General features: G+C 62.3%; 13 protein-coding genes. 6 read left to right on the plus strand and 7 right to left on the minus strand.

Annotated features, from left to right (window positions below; genetic code table 11):
* Nucleotides 1–84 precede the first annotated feature (84 nt).
* Nucleotides 85–708, plus strand: a complete 624-nt coding sequence (locus tag BUA38_RS11190; protein WP_072817984.1) for a methyltransferase family protein — start codon at nucleotides 85–87, stop codon at nucleotides 706–708.
* Here the strand turns inward: BUA38_RS11190 and BUA38_RS11195 are convergent.
* The 5 genes from BUA38_RS11195 to BUA38_RS11215 form a co-directional block, all read right to left on the minus strand.
* Nucleotides 682–1,680, minus strand: a complete 999-nt coding sequence (locus tag BUA38_RS11195) for a LysM domain-containing protein (RefSeq protein WP_244553237.1) — start codon at nucleotides 1,678–1,680, stop codon at nucleotides 682–684. The genes BUA38_RS11190 and BUA38_RS11195 overlap by 27 nt on opposite strands.
* A 187-nt stretch (nucleotides 1,681–1,867) precedes the next feature.
* Nucleotides 1,868–2,566: a hypothetical protein gene (locus BUA38_RS11200; RefSeq protein WP_072817985.1), complete on the minus strand. Its 699-nt coding sequence runs from the start codon at nucleotides 2,564–2,566 to the stop codon at nucleotides 1,868–1,870.
* Between the two features lie 227 nt (nucleotides 2,567–2,793).
* The gene (locus BUA38_RS11205; RefSeq protein ID WP_072817986.1) at nucleotides 2,794–3,987 is read right to left on the minus strand and encodes an ABC transporter substrate-binding protein; all 1,194 of its coding nucleotides are present in this window, start codon (nucleotides 3,985–3,987) and stop codon (nucleotides 2,794–2,796) included.
* A 205-nt stretch (nucleotides 3,988–4,192) separates the two neighbouring features.
* Complete coding sequence (locus BUA38_RS11210) at nucleotides 4,193–7,351, minus strand: efflux RND transporter permease subunit (RefSeq protein ID WP_072817987.1); 3,159 nt, start codon at nucleotides 7,349–7,351, stop codon at nucleotides 4,193–4,195.
* Nucleotides 7,348–8,475 (minus strand): efflux RND transporter periplasmic adaptor subunit, encoded by a 1,128-nt coding sequence (locus BUA38_RS11215; RefSeq protein ID WP_425304974.1) that lies wholly within the window; start codon nucleotides 8,473–8,475, stop codon nucleotides 7,348–7,350. The genes BUA38_RS11210 and BUA38_RS11215 overlap by 4 nt, the downstream gene beginning before the upstream one ends.
* 822 nt (nucleotides 8,476–9,297) lie before the next feature.
* Here BUA38_RS11215 and BUA38_RS11220 point away from each other — a divergent pair.
* From BUA38_RS11220 to uraD, 3 genes are all read left to right on the plus strand, one after another.
* Entirely contained in the window at nucleotides 9,298–9,651 is a 354-nt protein-coding gene (locus tag BUA38_RS11220; RefSeq protein WP_072817988.1) for a hypothetical protein, read from the plus strand.
* A gap of 162 nt (nucleotides 9,652–9,813) precedes the next feature.
* Nucleotides 9,814–10,215, plus strand: a complete 402-nt coding sequence (uraH, locus tag BUA38_RS11225; protein WP_072826029.1) for a hydroxyisourate hydrolase — start codon at nucleotides 9,814–9,816, stop codon at nucleotides 10,213–10,215.
* 31 nt (nucleotides 10,216–10,246) lie between these two features.
* The gene (gene uraD, locus BUA38_RS11230) at nucleotides 10,247–10,843 is read left to right on the plus strand and encodes a 2-oxo-4-hydroxy-4-carboxy-5-ureidoimidazoline decarboxylase (RefSeq protein WP_197685923.1); all 597 of its coding nucleotides are present in this window, start codon (nucleotides 10,247–10,249) and stop codon (nucleotides 10,841–10,843) included.
* A 16-nt stretch (nucleotides 10,844–10,859) separates the two neighbouring features.
* On the opposite strand, the gene BUA38_RS11235 is transcribed toward uraD, so the two are convergent.
* Entirely contained in the window at nucleotides 10,860–11,513 is a 654-nt protein-coding gene (locus BUA38_RS11235; RefSeq protein WP_072817989.1) for a glutathione S-transferase family protein, read from the minus strand.
* The gene (locus BUA38_RS11240; RefSeq protein WP_072817990.1) at nucleotides 11,510–12,295 is read right to left on the minus strand and encodes a helix-turn-helix domain-containing protein; all 786 of its coding nucleotides are present in this window, start codon (nucleotides 12,293–12,295) and stop codon (nucleotides 11,510–11,512) included. Before BUA38_RS11240 ends, BUA38_RS11235 begins: the two co-directional genes overlap by 4 nt.
* 183 nt (nucleotides 12,296–12,478) lie before the next feature.
* On the opposite strand from BUA38_RS11240, the gene BUA38_RS11245 reads away from it, so the two are divergent.
* A complete protein-coding gene (locus BUA38_RS11245) occupies nucleotides 12,479–14,776 on the plus strand; it encodes a marine proteobacterial sortase target protein (protein ID WP_083587544.1) in 2,298 nt (765 codons plus the stop codon).
* Between the two features lie 105 nt (nucleotides 14,777–14,881).
* Nucleotides 14,882–15,457, plus strand: coding sequence for a class GN sortase (locus BUA38_RS11250; RefSeq protein WP_072817991.1), 576 nt, complete (start codon nucleotides 14,882–14,884; stop codon nucleotides 15,455–15,457).
* Nucleotides 15,458–15,515: the final 58 nt, after the last annotated feature.

Genomic DNA, 15,515 nt, shown 5'->3' on the forward strand with positions numbered 1-15,515 from the left:
GGTTCCTAGTGTCCCTTTGATTCTGACATTCGTAATAGTGGGCGCCGAGACGGGATACGAATGTCAGAATCGGGACACTAGCGGATGACGCGTGAGCCGAACCCGATCGTCGCTTTGCTGTGGAGCGGATGGAGCGCGACCTGGCCCGCCGCCTTGCTGGCCTTGATCTGGCTTGCGTGGCTGTTGAGCTGGCTGATCGGCGCCTTCTTTTCCGGCCGCACCGAAAAGCGCGTCAGGCCTGAGGACTCGCGCGCCTATCGTATTCCAATCATCATTGGCGCCGTCCTGCTGACGCCCTGGACTGCGTCAATCCTTGGCGAAAAGCCGTTGTGGCAGGTCGGCGCGACCGGCACCTATGTATCCGCTGCGTTGACCGCCGCTGGTTGCCTGTTCACCTGGTGGGCGCGCCTTCACCTCGGACGTTTCTGGTCGGGCACGATCACGCGCAAGGAAGGCCATCGCGTTGTCGACACCGGCCCTTATGAGCTGGTTCGCCATCCGATCTATACCGGGCTGATCGGCGCCATGATCGCGACCGGTGTTGCGCTTGGAACCGCAAGCGCCCTGTTCGGCACGGCCCTGATCGCCTTCGGCTTCTGGCAAAAGGCGCGTATGGAAGAAGGCTTCCTCACCAACGAACTCGGCGACGTCTACACTCCGTACCGCCGGCGTGTTCCGATGCTAGTGCCGCTCTTGCCGCGGCGTTGAAACTCCGCGCGACGGGCCAGTTGAAACACTGGAAACGGTAGGCGGCACTGGCTCCGGCGTCTCGATGAGCGGCTCGAGGTGGCGCGGCACGATGACGCGCTCGCCGGGCACCAGCGGCGCGCGATCGGCGCCCTTGTTGATCTGGGTAACCGACCACAGCGGGACATGGTAGGCGGTCGCGATCGACTGCAAGCTGTCGCCTGGACGGGCGAACACCGAGGTTCCACTGTCCCACAGTTCGATCCGCTCTTTCGGCGGAACGACATAGCGGATCGGCAACGTATCGCCGGGCCCTCTTGCGAGTGCAATCTGAAGAACCTTGGTCACGAGCTGCTGCTGGATCGTATCGACCTTCTCGATATTGACATGAGACTCGCCGTGCTCGGAAAGGTCGAAGCTCGCATAATGGCCGCGAAATCCTGCCTTCGGCTTGACATCGCCGCCACCGAGCACGTCCTTTGACAGGAAGATGTTGATGAAGCGATCGACGTTCAGCGGAACGTCTGATGTCGCATGGGCGGGATCGATCGCGACAACCAGATTCGCCCGAATACCCTCTTTCTCCAAAACTTCCGCAAACGTCACTGCGCAGAGCCCACCCATGGAGTGGCCGATCAGGATGATCGGCTGCGGGTCTTCACGATAGTCGTCAATCGCCTGGGCGGCGATCAGGCGGCAGATGGTGAACTCATAGACATGGTTCGTAATGCCGACCTCATCGAGCCTCTCCCCCAAACGATCGATGCCGCGCGAGAAGAACGGGCCGAGCGCCCCGCGAAACAAATAAGCGCGGCCGCGGGGCGTCTGCGCCGTCGAGAGCCCGGGTGGCGGTGGCGATATCAAGGACTCGGTAGAAGTCGCGGTTGCCGGGTCGGCTGCGGCTGGGTGGCCATTGCCGTCAACCAGAGAGGTCAACGACAGCGTCCCCAGGAGAACCGCGGCCAAGCGTGCCGAATTGATCAAGCGCCCCACGAACTATCCTACGGCTGCGAGCCCGTTATTGGTTGCCAACATGACGGGCAACCCAAGCATAGCGGGCAACCCAAAAGCCGAATGGCGCGACCGATGCACGCCATCGTCGTTCTGGTCGGCCGAATTGGTGGAATTGTGGCGTCTTGCGGGCAAACGCCCGCGCAGGCGGCCGATCTGCGTTCCGATTTTATTGAGTCACCGCGGGCGCGGCCGATGCTTGCCGGGGGCGACTGCCGAAAACCACGGCATCAATGTCGGCGATCACCCGACGCTGCATGATCTCGCTCTTTTCGATCGTGAGGTGCCCGACGCCAGGAATGTTCGACACGTTCACGTTCTCGAGCGTTCCATGCAGTCCTTTGGTAGGCGCGACCGGCTCGCCATTGCCATTGCCAATATAGTAGTTGACGTATCGTCCGACGCGGCCAGACAGGCTGGTGCGAAATACCGAATCAAGACCGATCGCGAGCTTCACCGGCGCACCCTGCTGACTGAGACGCGCCACCATATCGGGCAGCACCGTCGCCCCCGAGGAGTGTCCGACCAGAATAATCGTTTTCACCCTGCCGCTGCGATAGTCCGCCGCAGCTTCGTCGGCGACCGCCGCCCAGCCGAGATAGTTGGTGATGGTCACCGGAATGCCCTGGGCTTCGAGTTTGGCTGCGATGCCATCGAGGCCGAGCGAGAAGACGTTGAGCACGCCGCGCAGCAGATAGACATGCGCGCCGCTGGCGGGCGCCGCCGCTGGAACCGCATGGCTCGCCGTGCTGCCGGCGGGAAGGATCAGCAGCGATGCGACCGCCGCCGCTTGCAGCGAACGCACCCACCATCGCGCAGGTGCGCGAAGCGTGTTCAAGCGTTTCGAGGTGGCGCTCGATGATGTCATGGTTCCCTCAGGGAAAAATTTCATGGCCGGAAACTAGCCTCGGCGTGCTCGCATCCGCAACAAAAGCTGAGGTGAGAGCGTTATTTAATCCACGCGGCGTGACCCGATTGCAACACCGCCGCGTCCCCCGATACCCCTTCGGGAGACACGAGTGCTTTTGCAGGGATTGTGCTTCGACGGGGCGACGCAATCGCCCCGTCACACCGCTGTCGTAGCGGCGCCGGCGCTTACTTCGTCAGCGGGCAGCCGCTGTCCTTGGCGGCCGGGAAGGCCTTGTCACCAGGAACGACGGCAAGCTGCTTGTAATAGTCCCAGGGCTTCTTGGACTCGGAAGGCTTCTTGACTTCGAACAGATAAAGGTCGTGCACGAAGCGGCCATTCTCGAGCACCTTGCCTTGCGCAAACGCGTCGTCGACCGGCAGCTCCTTCAGCTTCTTGACTACCGCATCCGAGTCCTTGGTGCCGGCCGCTTTCACCGCCTTCAGATATTGCAGCGTCGAAGAATAGGTACCGGCGTGGATCATGCTGGGCATGCGACCCGTGCGCTTGAAGAAGCGCTCGGAGAATGCGCGGGTCTTGTCGTTCTGGTCCCAGTAAAACGCTTCCGTGAGCACGAGGCCCTGGGCTGCCTCAAGCCCGAGACCGTGAACTTCCGCCAGCGTCATCAGCAGTCCCGCAAGTTTCTGACCGCTCTTGACGATACCGAATTCGGCCGCCTGCTTGATCGAGTTGGTGGTGTCGAGGCCGGCATTGGCTAGCCCGATGACCTTGGCCTTCGAGCTCTGCGCCTGAAGCAGGAAGGATGAGAAATCCGACGAATTCAAGGGAATGCGGACCGAGCCCACAACCTTGCCGCCGTTTTCCTTGACGATCTCGCTGGTGTCTTTTTCCAGCGAATAACCGAACGCATAGTCGGCAGTCATGAAAAACCAGGTGTCGCCGCCTGCCTTGACCAGCGCGCCGCCGGTGCCGACCGCGAGCGCGTGCGTATCGAACGACCAGTGGAAACCGTACGGCGTGCAGGCATCACCGGTGATGCGCGAGGTCGCAGCTCCCACCACGATGTCGATCTTCTTCTTTTCCTTGGAAAGATCCTGCACCGCGAGCGCGACCGACGAGGTCGTGAGCTCCGTGATCATGTCGACGTTTTCGACCTCGTACCATCGCCGTGCGATGCTGGTGGCGAGGTCCGGCTTGTTCTGATGGTCGGCCGAGATAATCTCGACCTTCTGGCCCAGCACCTCGCCGCCAAAATCCTCGATCGCCATCTTGGCGGCTTCGAACGAATATTTGCCGCCGTAGTCGGCATAGACGCCGGATTGATCGTTCAGGATGCCGATCTTGACGCCTTGCGCGAGCGCAGGCGCTGCAACCAACAAAGCGCACGCCGCAACGGCCGCTGACAATAACTTCGTTCGCATATGGGCCTTCCCCGATATTGTTGTTTTAATGGGCTTCAGGAGTGGCATCCGCGGCGGCAGTCAGCCTGTAACGCATGTCAAATCCACTCGCGCGCAGCATATTTTATAACCTTCTCCCTGCCCACCCCGGCGGCATGCGCCAAAAGTAGGGTCTTGAGCGCATCTGCCCTGGGGCAGCGGCGTTAAGGATTTGCGAAATCGTGCCTCAGCCTGGCACGGCCGGCTTTTTTGCCTGCGGCCCGTCCGCAAGATTACGCACGATCATGTAGAAGATCGGCGTGAACACGAGCCCGAACAGGGTGACGCCGAGCATGCCGAAGAACACGGCGACACCAACGGCCTGGCGCATTTCCGATCCCGAGCCGCTCGAGACGACGAGCGGCAGAACGCCGAGGATGAAGGCAAACGACGTCATCAGAATCGGCCGCAGACGGAGACGGCACGCCTCGATCACCGCTTCCAGACGCGGCCGGCCTTCCAGTTCGATATCGCGTGCAAACTCGACGATCAGGATGGCGTTTTTCGCCGCCAGTCCGACCAGCACCACGAAGCCGATCTGGGTCAGGATGTTGACGTCCTGTCCCATGATGCGCACGCCGAGCGTTGCCGCCAAGAGGCACATCGGCACGATCAGGATCACCGCGAACGGCAGCGTCCAGCTGCCATATTGCGCCGCCAGCACCAGGTAAACGAACAGCACGCAGATCGGGAAAACGTAGAGGCCCGAATTGGCGCCATTGACCTGCTGGTAGGACAGATCGGTCCAGTCATAGGAAAAGCCGCTCGGCAGCGTCTCGTCCGCCAGGCGTTTCATGATTTCGATCGCGGTCGCCGAGCTCGTGCCTGGCAAAGCCTCGCCCTGCAATTCGGCCGCCGAATAAAGATTGTAGCGCGCCACGCGATCGGGCCCTGCCACATCCTTGAAATCGACGACGCTGCCCAGCATCACCATGTCGCCCGCGGCGTTGCGCGTACGCAGCCGCGTGAGGTCCGCCCGCTCCTTTCGGTAAGGAAGGTCTGCCTGCGCGGTGACGTGATAGGTCCGGCCGAGAATGTTGAAGTCGTTGACGTAGGTCGAGCCAAAGTATGTCTCGAGTGCGTCCGTGACATTCTGGACCGGCACACCGAGCTTCTGTGCCTTGACGCGATCGATATCGACGAAGACTTGCGGTGTATTGGCGTTAAAGGGAGAGAACACTTGGGTCAGTCCGGGTGTTCTGCGGGCCGCCGCGACGAGTTCGTCGGTTGCCGCCGCCAGCAAGTCCGAACCCCTGCCCTGCCGATCCTGGATGCGCATGGTGAAGCCGCCACCGGTGCCGATACCGGGGATCGGGGGCGGCGGGATGACGATGATGAACGCGCCCTCAATGGAGGACAGACGCTTGCGCAGGTCGGCAGTGATGACCGCCGCGGTCAGGCCTTTCTTTAGCCGCACCTCCGGATCTTCGAACACCGGAAACAACGCCGCCGAATTGCTGGCCTGGGTCCGCGTCGCACCGGACAGGCCTGCGAAAACGGCAACGCGGATAATGCCGGGCGTATCAAGCGCCATCGCCTCAATCCGGCGGACGATTTCGGTCGTCCGCGCCAACGAAGCCGCACCCGGCAATTGTGCCGAGATGATGATATAGCCGCGGTCCTGGGCCGGAATGTATCCTTGCGGCGTGGTCGCAAGCAGCCATCCGGCACTGCCGATCAGGCCGACATAGACCAACAGCATCAAGGCACGATGCCGGATCACAAAGTCGGCGACGTCCGCATAGGAATTCGACGCCCAGTCAAAGCCGCGGTTGAAGGCGCCGGTAAAACTTTCCCAGGCGCGACCGACGAGATTCCACGCTGCCGGAGGCCGATGCTCTTCGTGGGCCACAAGGATTTGTGAGGCCAGCGCCGGCGACAGCGTCAGCGAGCAGAAGCACGAGATCGCGGTTGCCACCGCAATCGTCACGGCGAATTGCTGGAAGAAGAGTCCGGAGATCCCACCAAGGAATGCCGTTGGCACGAACACGGCACACAGCACCAGCGCAATCGACACCAGCGCGCCGCCCACCTCCTCCATGGTGCGCAAGGCCGCCTCGCGACGGGCCATGCCGTCCCGCAAATGCCGCTCGACATTTTCCACCACGACGATGGCGTCGTCGACCACGATGCCGACCGCGAGCACGAGGCCAAACAGGGTCAGGTTGTTGATGGCGTAGCCGAGCGCGGCCATGGCCGCGAAAGTCCCGACCAGCGACACCGGGATTGCTACGATCGGGATGATCGCCGGACGCCATCCTTGCAGGAAAACCAGAACCACAATGACGACGAGAACCATCGCCTCGTAGATCGTCTTGATCAACTCGCTGATCGACTGCGCGATGAATTCAGTCGGGTTGTAGCCGATATTGTAATCGAGCCCCTTCGGGAAGTTGGCCTTCAGCTTGGCCATCGTATCCGAGATGCCCTTGGCGGTTGACAGCGCATTCGAACCGGGACGCTGGGTCACCAGCATCGCGACAGCGGTCTTGCGCAGCATGAAGCTGTTGGTCGAGTAATCGAGCGCGCCGAGTTCGATCCGCGCCACGTCGCGCAGGCGCACCGTGCGGCCATCCGCGCTGCCTTTGACGACGATGTCCTCGAACTGGCTGACATCCTTCAACCGCCCGGTAAATGTCAGATTGGGCTGAAAGGCCCTGTCCGCAATCGGGGGACCAGCGAGCTGGCCGCCCGTGATTTGAAGGTTCTGCGCGCGAATAGCCGTCATCACGTCGCTCGCGGTCAGGCCCAGATTGGCGATCTTGTCGGGATCAAGCCACAGGCGCATCGAATAATCCCGCGCGCCGAAGATCTGGATGTCGCCGATGCCGTCCTGCCGAAGCAACTGATCGCGCACCTGAAGCAGCGCGTAGTTGCTGATATAGAGCTGGTCGAAAGTGTCGTCGGGCGACAGCATGAACACGACCATCAGGATGTCGGGGCTGTTCTTGCGGGTCGTCACACCATTGCGCTGAACTTCGTCCGGCAATTGCGGCAGCGCGATCGCGACGCGGTTCTGAACCAGCACCTGAGCATTGTCGAGATTGGTGCCGATCTTGAAGGTCACAGTGATCGTGAGCTGTCCGTTCGAGGTCGCCTGGCTGTAGAGATAGAGCATGTCCTCGACGCCGTTGATCTGCTGCTCGATCGGGGCAGCGACGGTGTCGGACACGGTCTGCGCCGATGCGCCCGGATATTGCGTGGTCACGACCACCGTCGGCGGCACCACTTGCGGATATTCAGCGACCGGCAACGTCGTGTAAGCGATAGCACCGACGATCAGCAGCACGATGGACAGCACCATCGCCAGGATAGGCCGGTTGACGGAAAGCGCCCCGAGATTCATGTCTTGCCACCGGCAGGTGCGGGCTTCGCCTCGTGCGGGGTGACCTTGGCGCCAACCCGCACACGCTGTAGTCCATCGACCACCACGCGGTCCTCCGGCTTGAGGCCTTCGCGGATCACGCGCAGGCCCTCGTCCAGCGGTCCGAGGACGACAGCCTTGGCTTCCACCGTATTGTCGTCCTTCACAACGAACAGGATCTTGCGGGATTGATCGGTCGCGATGGCCGTATCAGGCACCAGCAGCGCCTCGTATGGCGCACTCGCAATCAGGCGCACCCGGCCGAACTGTCCCGGCAGGATCGACAGGTCCGTATTGGGAATCACCGCCCGCCCGCGCAGCGTGCCGGTCGAAACGTCGAGCTGGTTGTCGAGGAAATTGATCGTGCCGTTGCGGGAAGGCTTGGTCTCACCCGTCAGCGATACCTGGACGGGATTGGGGGTATCGCGCGAACTTGGCCGTTTGCCCTCGAACCAGAGCTTGTTGTATTTGATATAGGTCGCCTCATCGATATCGAAGTAGACATAGATCGGGTCGAGCGTCACAATCGATGTCAGCAGCGTCGAATTGCCCTCGCTACCCTGCACGAGATTGCCGAGGTCGACGAGATGCCGGCTAACCCGGCCGCTGATCGGCGCCGTGACATGGGTAAACTCGACATTGAGCTGCGCCGCCTTCAGCGAGCCCTCGGCCTGCGTCACCGCGGCGTAGGCGGCTTGCAACGCCTGGCGGCGCTGGTCGACGAGCTGTTCGGACACTGCACTGGTCTGGACCAGGGCGAGGCCACGCTCGAGATCGCGCTTGGCAAGCTCGACCTTGGCGCGCGCATCCGAGAGCTGACCCTCGGCCTGCGTGGCGACCGCCTCGAACGGCCGGGCATCGATGAGGTACAGAAGATCGCCCTCCTTGACGAAGGCGCCGTCACGGAATTCCACGGCCGTGATGAAGCCGCCGACACGGGGACGAACCTGAACCTGCTGGACCGCATCAAACCGCCCCGTGAACTCGTCCCAATCCGTGACGGTTCGTTTGACAGGCTGGGCCACGGTGACAGGGGGCGCCGGCGGGGCCGCCGCCTGCGGCGCCTGCTTTTCCTCGCAGCCCGACAACAGCGCCGCGAGAATGATGAGGACGGGAGAAAGCCTTAAGGGCGAACGGGTATCGGCTATCCCTGCCGAACGCGTCGATTGCTCAGTCGCGCTCAATTCCCACTCCTCTTAATGACGGCTACGATCGATCGAGGTAATCCACTTATGCGACGGGACCACGAAGGGTTTGTCAGATAGTCTGTTCAAGCTGCAAACAGGATCAAGTGGAATCTGTGGCGTATAGCGCAACCGGCGTCCCAAAAATGCACGGCGCGGCACTTTGCGATGTTGAATTAATCCTCTAGCCCCCGTCGCCGGACGCACTTTCGTCACGCGCCTCCCGACCGTCGACAGACCTCACGTGACTACTTTGCCCCGAGACCACCAGACAACTGGCCGATTGCCCGGATTGACCGTCCTTCCGGATCGAGCATAGCGCCAAGAGCGAGCCGTCCCGGATGCCTGCTCTTCCCGGCCCGTCGACGACCGGACCGGCGTGTCTGCTCGCACACTTTGCGAGGCGATCGGCGAAAGAAGTGCGTCACCGTTGACCGAAACCGCACGGCGTCACCCATCCGTCGAACAGCCGACGGCGCGCCGCACTTCGATCTAGATAGCTTCCCCGGTTGAATGGTGTGCAGCGCTGATGTCTGGAGCGCCGCCATTTCATTTTAGGCCGCGGCCGCGCGACAATTGATGGACCTATCAAAAGTCCCGCTCTCACGCGTCCGAAGAAAGATCCGGACACCGTAGAAACACCGTCTGTTCGCCAACGCACATCTTCGACTGTGGATGGCGTCTCCGTGTCGCTTGATTGCGCGGCAGCGGTTTGATGGAATGTCTGTGGGCTGAGGTGCGATCATGAAATGGAAACGCGACCGCGATCTTCTGATCGCGCAGACCATGGCGTTTGTTCAGTCGGTCACCGGAAAACCGATGGACGCCGAACGTACGTTCGAAGCGCGCCTGCCATTGGCGTCGCCGGATCTGCCGTCAACAACGGTTCGTCCCGTCGACGTACTCCCCGCCCGACTGTCCCCGATCAACCAGAGCGACCTGCGCGACGAGATTCACCGGAGGGTTGCGGCCTTCCGCGATCGCCAGCAGATATTTCATCGCGACCGCGACGAATATTGCAACGCGATGATGGCGAAGGCCCGGGCTTCGAGCGAGCAGGCCCTGAAAGCCCGAGACCATCGGCCACCCAAGGCCTGATCATAGGTCCTGCTCACCTCCGTCGGCGCCGCAAAATCGCTTGCATGGCGTGGTTTTTGCAGCGCTAAATCGGATCGCCCTGGCCATCACGACGGGGCAAACTAACGGAGCAGGACGATGACAGTACTTAACCGACGGGGTCTGCTGGGCGCGGGCTCGGCCATGCTGGCGTTCGCAGCATTGGGCGACAAGAAAGCCCTGGCGGCCGGATCGCCGGGGTTGACGACCCACGTGCTCGATACCGCCAACGGCAAACCCGGCGAGGGCATCAAGATCGAATTCAGCGTCCTCGAAGGCGACACCTACAAACTGCTCGCAACCGTGACCACCAATGCGGACGGCCGCAACGCCCAGCCGCTGCTGACGCCGGAAAACATGAAGGCCGGCAAATACCAGCTGGTATTCTATATCGGCGAATACTTCACCAAGATGGGTGCTCAACTGCCCAATCCGCCCTTCCTCGAGAAGGCCGTCATTCAGTTCGGCATGGCCGACGCCACGGCGCACTATCATGTGCCGATCCTCGCCACGCCCTGGAGCTATACGACCTACCGCGGCAGCTGACCGTCGCTTTCGGGACGCAAGGAGACTGAACATGATGGGTCTTTCCCGGCTGCTTGCGTCCGTGGTTTTCGCATTGCTGCTCGGGCCGGCGCTGACCGAATCCGCGGTCGCCGGCCCGGTCGACATGGCGCCGATCAATGCGATGGACCGCGCCGCCTTCGTGGTGAAGTTCGGCAGTATCTTCGAAAAGTCGCCATGGGTTGCCGAGAAGGCCTGGGAGAAGCGGCCGTTCGCGAACCTCGATGACCTGCACGCCGCGATGGTGACCGAGGCCAAAACCGCGCCCGCAGCCCAGCAGCTCGCGCTGTTGCAGGCCCATCCCGATCTCGCCGGCAAGGAAGCCCAGGCCGGCACCATGACCGCCTCCTCGGTTGCCGAGCAGGCCAGCGCCGGACTCAACACGCTTTCCGCGCCCGAATTCGCGGAGCTGACGAGCCTCAATGCCGCCTACAGGGCGAAATTTGGATTTCCCTTCATCATCGCCGTGAGGATGTACACCAAGGAAGGCATTTTCTTCGAGTTCAAGCGGCGGCTGCAAAACGATACGCAAGCCGAATTCGCCAACGATTTGCAGAATGTCTACATCATCACGCGGCTGCGGCTGAACAAGCTGCTCGACGCGGGCTGAGCATTGGCCGCCGGCATCACGACCAAAAGCTCTTAACCTTCTGCGCTTCGCCAGCGAAGTTCTCCGCATTCACCGCCCGGCGAAATCCGTCGCGTGCCTGCAACTGTTGCCAGTAGGCCACCACCGCCGGGCCGAAATCCTTTGCCAGGCCGATGCGGTCGGCCAATAGCAGCGCATAGCCGACGGAAATATCGGCAACCGTGAACCTGCCGGCACACAATGTCTCGTTAGAGGCAACCGCGGCTTCGACCGCGCGCAACCGGCCCAAGAACCATTTGGCATAGTCGGCCGTGACCTGCGGACTGCGCCGCTCCTCGGGCTCGAGCTTTCCATAACGCAGCACCAGCGTTTGCGGGAACGTCAGCGTCGCTTCGCCGAAATGCAGCCAGTTGAGAAAAGCCCCGTAGCTCGGCTCATCGACGCCGACCGCGAGCGGCGTCGGCCCATGGCGAGTGACCAGATATTGAAGGATGGCAGCGGATTCCGTCATCCGCGTGTCGCCGTCGATCAGAAGCGGAATGGTGCCGAGCGGATTGAGCGCCAGATAGTCCTTGGCAAATGCGCGCGGGGGAAAGGGCAGCATCTTGAGCTCGTACGGAAGCCCGAGTTCTTCCAGCGCCCAGAGCGGACGAAACGAGCGCGCCGCCGTGCAATGATAGAGCGTGATCACGCCGCACCGTCCTTTTCTGGCTCGCCCTGGAAAAACAACGCGTACGGCTCTTCGGTCGTGCGCCGCAAATGTTCGCGATAGAGCGCGTAGTTGGCGTCGCCGGATGCGATTCGCCCCACGGTCGGATTTCGGATCGTCTTGATCGGCAGGAATACGATTGGCGCAGCCGCCGGCGTCAGCAGCGCGCCGCGTCCTGCCAGCAGCGTCGTGATGATCCCATACATTTCGCCGGTGATCCTTGGACGCGACACCGTGATCAGGCGATGCTGGCCGTGCCGGTTGGTCACAAGATAGACGTGGCCGGACTGGTTCGGAACCGCAACTTCGCCGAACTGGGAATAGTCGGCGTCCATCCGCTCTCCCTCGCGAAACACAAGGCAAGAGACGGCCGGGGCCCAGGCGATGTCGGTGTGATAGGCATAGATCGCACCCTTGGCCCCAAACGACGGCCTTAGCGTGATGTAGATTCCCTCAAGCCAGGCGACCGAGCGTCGCGAGTAAGCGCCAAGTCCATCCGGCGAAACATCGCCATTCGCCGCAGATACGGAGGCGGCCTCGAGCCCCTTGCGCAGCGAGACGCCGAGGGCTTCCTCCAGGCGCACGGTGGTGGCAAGCGTGAACGGCCGCCGGCCGCCCAGAACCTTCTCCAGGGTCGAAAGGCTGAGCTTGGCTTGTTCGGCCAGTGTCTGCCGCGAAATCCGGCGCCGCGCGATCTCTTCGCGGATCGTTTCGGCGACCTGTCGGCTCTGCTCCGGCGAAAGCTGCTTGTCCGGTGTCGGCATCTTACCCCTCCGATTCCCCCCACCCTAGCAGACGCACATTTCCTCACAAAACCGTACAAGACCGCCGTCGCCGCTACGGCCGACAACGGCGGGCGGCCAAACATTGCCGATCATTCTGCTCGCCCCGGTTCGCGCCGCCTCGCACAAATGAGGCACGGCAAAACGCCGTTGGGAGCAAGCCAAATGACCGTCAGCGATGAAATCGAGACAGATGAATCGAATGAACCGAGCCTCGGCAGATCAGCCCTGTCCGGCCTGATCAAACTGGTGCTGTTCCTGGTGATCCAGGGCCTCGCCGTGGTCATGGTCGGGATCGTGGCGCTGTTTTTCAGTTTTGAACCGGCATGGTCGGCGGAGGGTCCCTTCCCTGCTCCGGTCAAACCCGGTAACGCCCGTTCCGGCTCGTTGCTCCTTAAAAATGACGACGGCTACACCGAAGCGATGCGGCTCGGCATCGACGTCGACCTCACGGTTTCAGGGCCGACCATCCGCGCCCGAGTCACGCAGATCTTCAAGAACCCGACGCAGGACTGGGTCGAGGCCACGTATGTGTACCCACTGCCTTCGGGCGGCGCCGTCGATACGCTCAAGATGGTGGTCGGAGACCGCGTCGTGGTCGGCGACATCAGGGAGCGTCAACAGGCGCGACAGGTCTACGAACAGGCGCGACGCAACGGACAGAAGGCGGCGCTCACCGAACAGGAGCGGCCGAACATTTTCACCAACTCCGTCGCCAATATCGGCCCCGGCGAAACGATCCTGGTACAGATCGAATATCAGGAGCCGGTGCAGCAGTCAGGCAACGAGTTCTCGCTACGGGTCCCGATGGTGGTCGGCCCGCGCTACAATCCGCAACCTCTCGTGCAAAGCGTCGACTTGCGGCCGGGCAGCAATGGCTGGGGCACCACTTCAGCGGATCCCGTGCCGGACCGCGACCGCATTTCACCGCCCGTGCTGGACCCCGCCAAAAATGCCCCGGTCAATCCCACTGCCATCACCGTACATCTGCAAGCCGGTTTCCCGCTCGGCGAAGTGAAGTCGCACCATCACCAGGTCAAGATCGAGAGCCCCGATAAGGCGACGCGGACCATCACCCTCGCTGACGGCGTCGTGCCCGCCGATCGCGATTTCGAGCTGAGCTGGAAGGCTGTGGCTGAAACGGTACCGTCGGTCGGCTTGTTCCGCGAACATGTCGGCGATGCCGACTATCTGTTGGCCTTTGTCACACCGCCGTCGATCGAACCTGCGGAGCAAAAGCCGTTGCCGCGCGAAGTGGTCTTCGTGATCGACAACTCCGGCTCGATGGGCGGCACCTCGATCATCCAGGCCAAAGCGAGCCTCATTTACGCGCTCGGCCGCTTGCAGCCGAACGACCGCTTCAATGTGATCCGCTTCGATGACACCATGGACGTGCTGTTCCCGGATTCGGTCCCGGCCGATCAGGAACACCTCGGCCGCGCCGTTTCATTCGTCGGTGCCTTGCAGGCCAGAGGCGGCACCGAAATGGTGCCCGCCATGCGCGCGGCGCTGACGGATCGCAGCGCAGACGATGCCGACCACATCCGTCAGGTCGTGTTCCTGACCGATGGCGCCATTGGAAACGAGCAGCGGCTGTTCGAGACCCTCACGGCCATGCGCGGCCGGTCGCGCGTGTTCATGGTCGGCATCGGCTCGGCGCCGAACACCTACCTGATGACGCGCGCCGCCGAACTCGGACGCGGCACGTTCACCCATATCGGTTCGGTCGAACAGGTCGAGGAGCGCATGCGCGGCCTGTTCGCCAAGCTGGAAAATCCGGCCGTGACGGCGCTTTCCGCCAAATTCTCTGATGCCAAAGCCGATTTGACGCCTGCGGTGCTTCCCGATCTCTATCGTGGCGAACCGCTGGTGCTTGCCGCCAGGCTCGACAGGCTGGCGGGATCGGTTGAGATCAAGGGCCGCATCGGCGAACGGCCGTGGGTCGTGAAGCTGCCGGTTGCGAACGCCGCTGAAGGCAAGGGTTTGTCGAAGCTCTGGGCGCGGCGCAAGATCGCAGACGCGGAAGTCGCCCGCACCACGCGGCAAACCGCGCCTGAAGACGCCGACAAGGCCATTCTTGCGCTCGCGCTGGAGCATCAGCTTGTGACGCGGCTGACGAGCCTTGTCGCGGTCGACAAGACGCCGAGCCGTCCCGACGGCGAAACGCTCAAGCTCGCTGAACTGCCGATCAACCTGCCGGCGGGTTGGGATTTCGAAAAGGTGTTCGGCGAACGACAGAGGCTGTTGTCGCCACCGGCGGAACGCCGCAGTGATCCGAACGACCCGCACCTGCTGCCGATCGCCGCCAAGCGCTCGCTGATCCCCTCGCCCGCGGCACCGAACACCATCGCGCTGCCGAAGACCGCGACCGATGCCGAGCTGAAGATGATCGCAGGCCTCATCCTGCTCATGCTCGGTCTCCTGCTCATCGTGTTCGACCGGCGTCAGGTGGTTATGCGTTGACGCCGGTTGAAGGAGTAGGTTGCCCCACCTCCTCCTTGAAAGCGCGCGGCCTCTTCCCCCGGAGGCCGCGCGCAACCTTTCCAACAAGACGATGGAAAATTCCTGATGCCCCGCTTCGTCGGCCCGTTTGTCTTGCTGCTTGCCGGGCTCCTGCTGTTCGGCCAGGGCGCCTACATTCACGCCAAGGCGTTGGTCGCGCAAATGCTGCTGCGGCATGCGTTTGAGCAAACCATCGTCACCGGCCACGACATCAAGCCGTGGTCGTGGGCGGACACCTGGCCGATCGCGCGCATCGAGATCAAGCGGCTGCATGCCGAGAGCATCGTTCTTGCCGGCAGCAGCGGCCAGGCGCTGGCGTTCGGTCCCGGTCACGTCGAACTCACCGCAGACGCGGGCGAACGAGGCGTTGCGGTCTATTCCGCGCATCGCGATACGCATTTTCGTTTTCTGAAAGACGTCATCGTCGGCGACGAAATCGACGTGACGCGAAGCGACGGCCGCACTTTCCGTTACCGCGTTGACGGCTCTGCGGTCGTGCGTTTCGACGCTTCCGGCATCGATCCCAACAGCAGCGGATACGAGCTCGTGCTGTCGACCTGCTGGCCGTTCGACGCCGTTACGTCGGGACCGGACCGCTATATTCTGCACGCCACGATGATCCCGTCGCCCGACCGGCCCTGAGTTGCGGCGCCCTTGCCAATGCGCGAAGATCGAATATCTGATGTAGAGACCGGTCGGG

Origin of the sequence: Bradyrhizobium erythrophlei, from assembly GCF_900142985.1 — a bacterium.
Classification (GTDB): domain Bacteria; phylum Pseudomonadota; class Alphaproteobacteria; order Rhizobiales; family Xanthobacteraceae; genus Bradyrhizobium; species Bradyrhizobium erythrophlei_B.

Coding starts and splice junctions, on each gene's coding strand:
- BUA38_RS11245 (WP_083587544.1), top strand. CDS start 12,479: ATGACCGTCAGCGATGAAATCGAGACAGATGAATCGAATGAACCGAGC.
- BUA38_RS11190 (WP_072817984.1), top strand. CDS start 85: ATGACGCGTGAGCCGAACCCGATCGTCGCTTTGCTGTGGAGCGGATGG.
- BUA38_RS11200 (WP_072817985.1), bottom strand. CDS start 2,566: ATGACATCATCGAGCGCCACCTCGAAACGCTTGAACACGCTTCGCGCA.
- BUA38_RS11210 (WP_072817987.1), bottom strand. CDS start 7,351: ATGAATCTCGGGGCGCTTTCCGTCAACCGGCCTATCCTGGCGATGGTG.
- BUA38_RS11240 (WP_072817990.1), bottom strand. CDS start 12,295: ATGCCGACACCGGACAAGCAGCTTTCGCCGGAGCAGAGCCGACAGGTC.
- BUA38_RS11220 (WP_072817988.1), top strand. CDS start 9,298: ATGAAATGGAAACGCGACCGCGATCTTCTGATCGCGCAGACCATGGCG.
- uraD (WP_197685923.1), top strand. CDS start 10,247: ATGATGGGTCTTTCCCGGCTGCTTGCGTCCGTGGTTTTCGCATTGCTG.
- uraH (WP_072826029.1), top strand. CDS start 9,814: ATGCTGGCGTTCGCAGCATTGGGCGACAAGAAAGCCCTGGCGGCCGGA.
- BUA38_RS11250 (WP_072817991.1), top strand. CDS start 14,882: ATGCCCCGCTTCGTCGGCCCGTTTGTCTTGCTGCTTGCCGGGCTCCTG.
- BUA38_RS11205 (WP_072817986.1), bottom strand. CDS start 3,987: ATGCGAACGAAGTTATTGTCAGCGGCCGTTGCGGCGTGCGCTTTGTTG.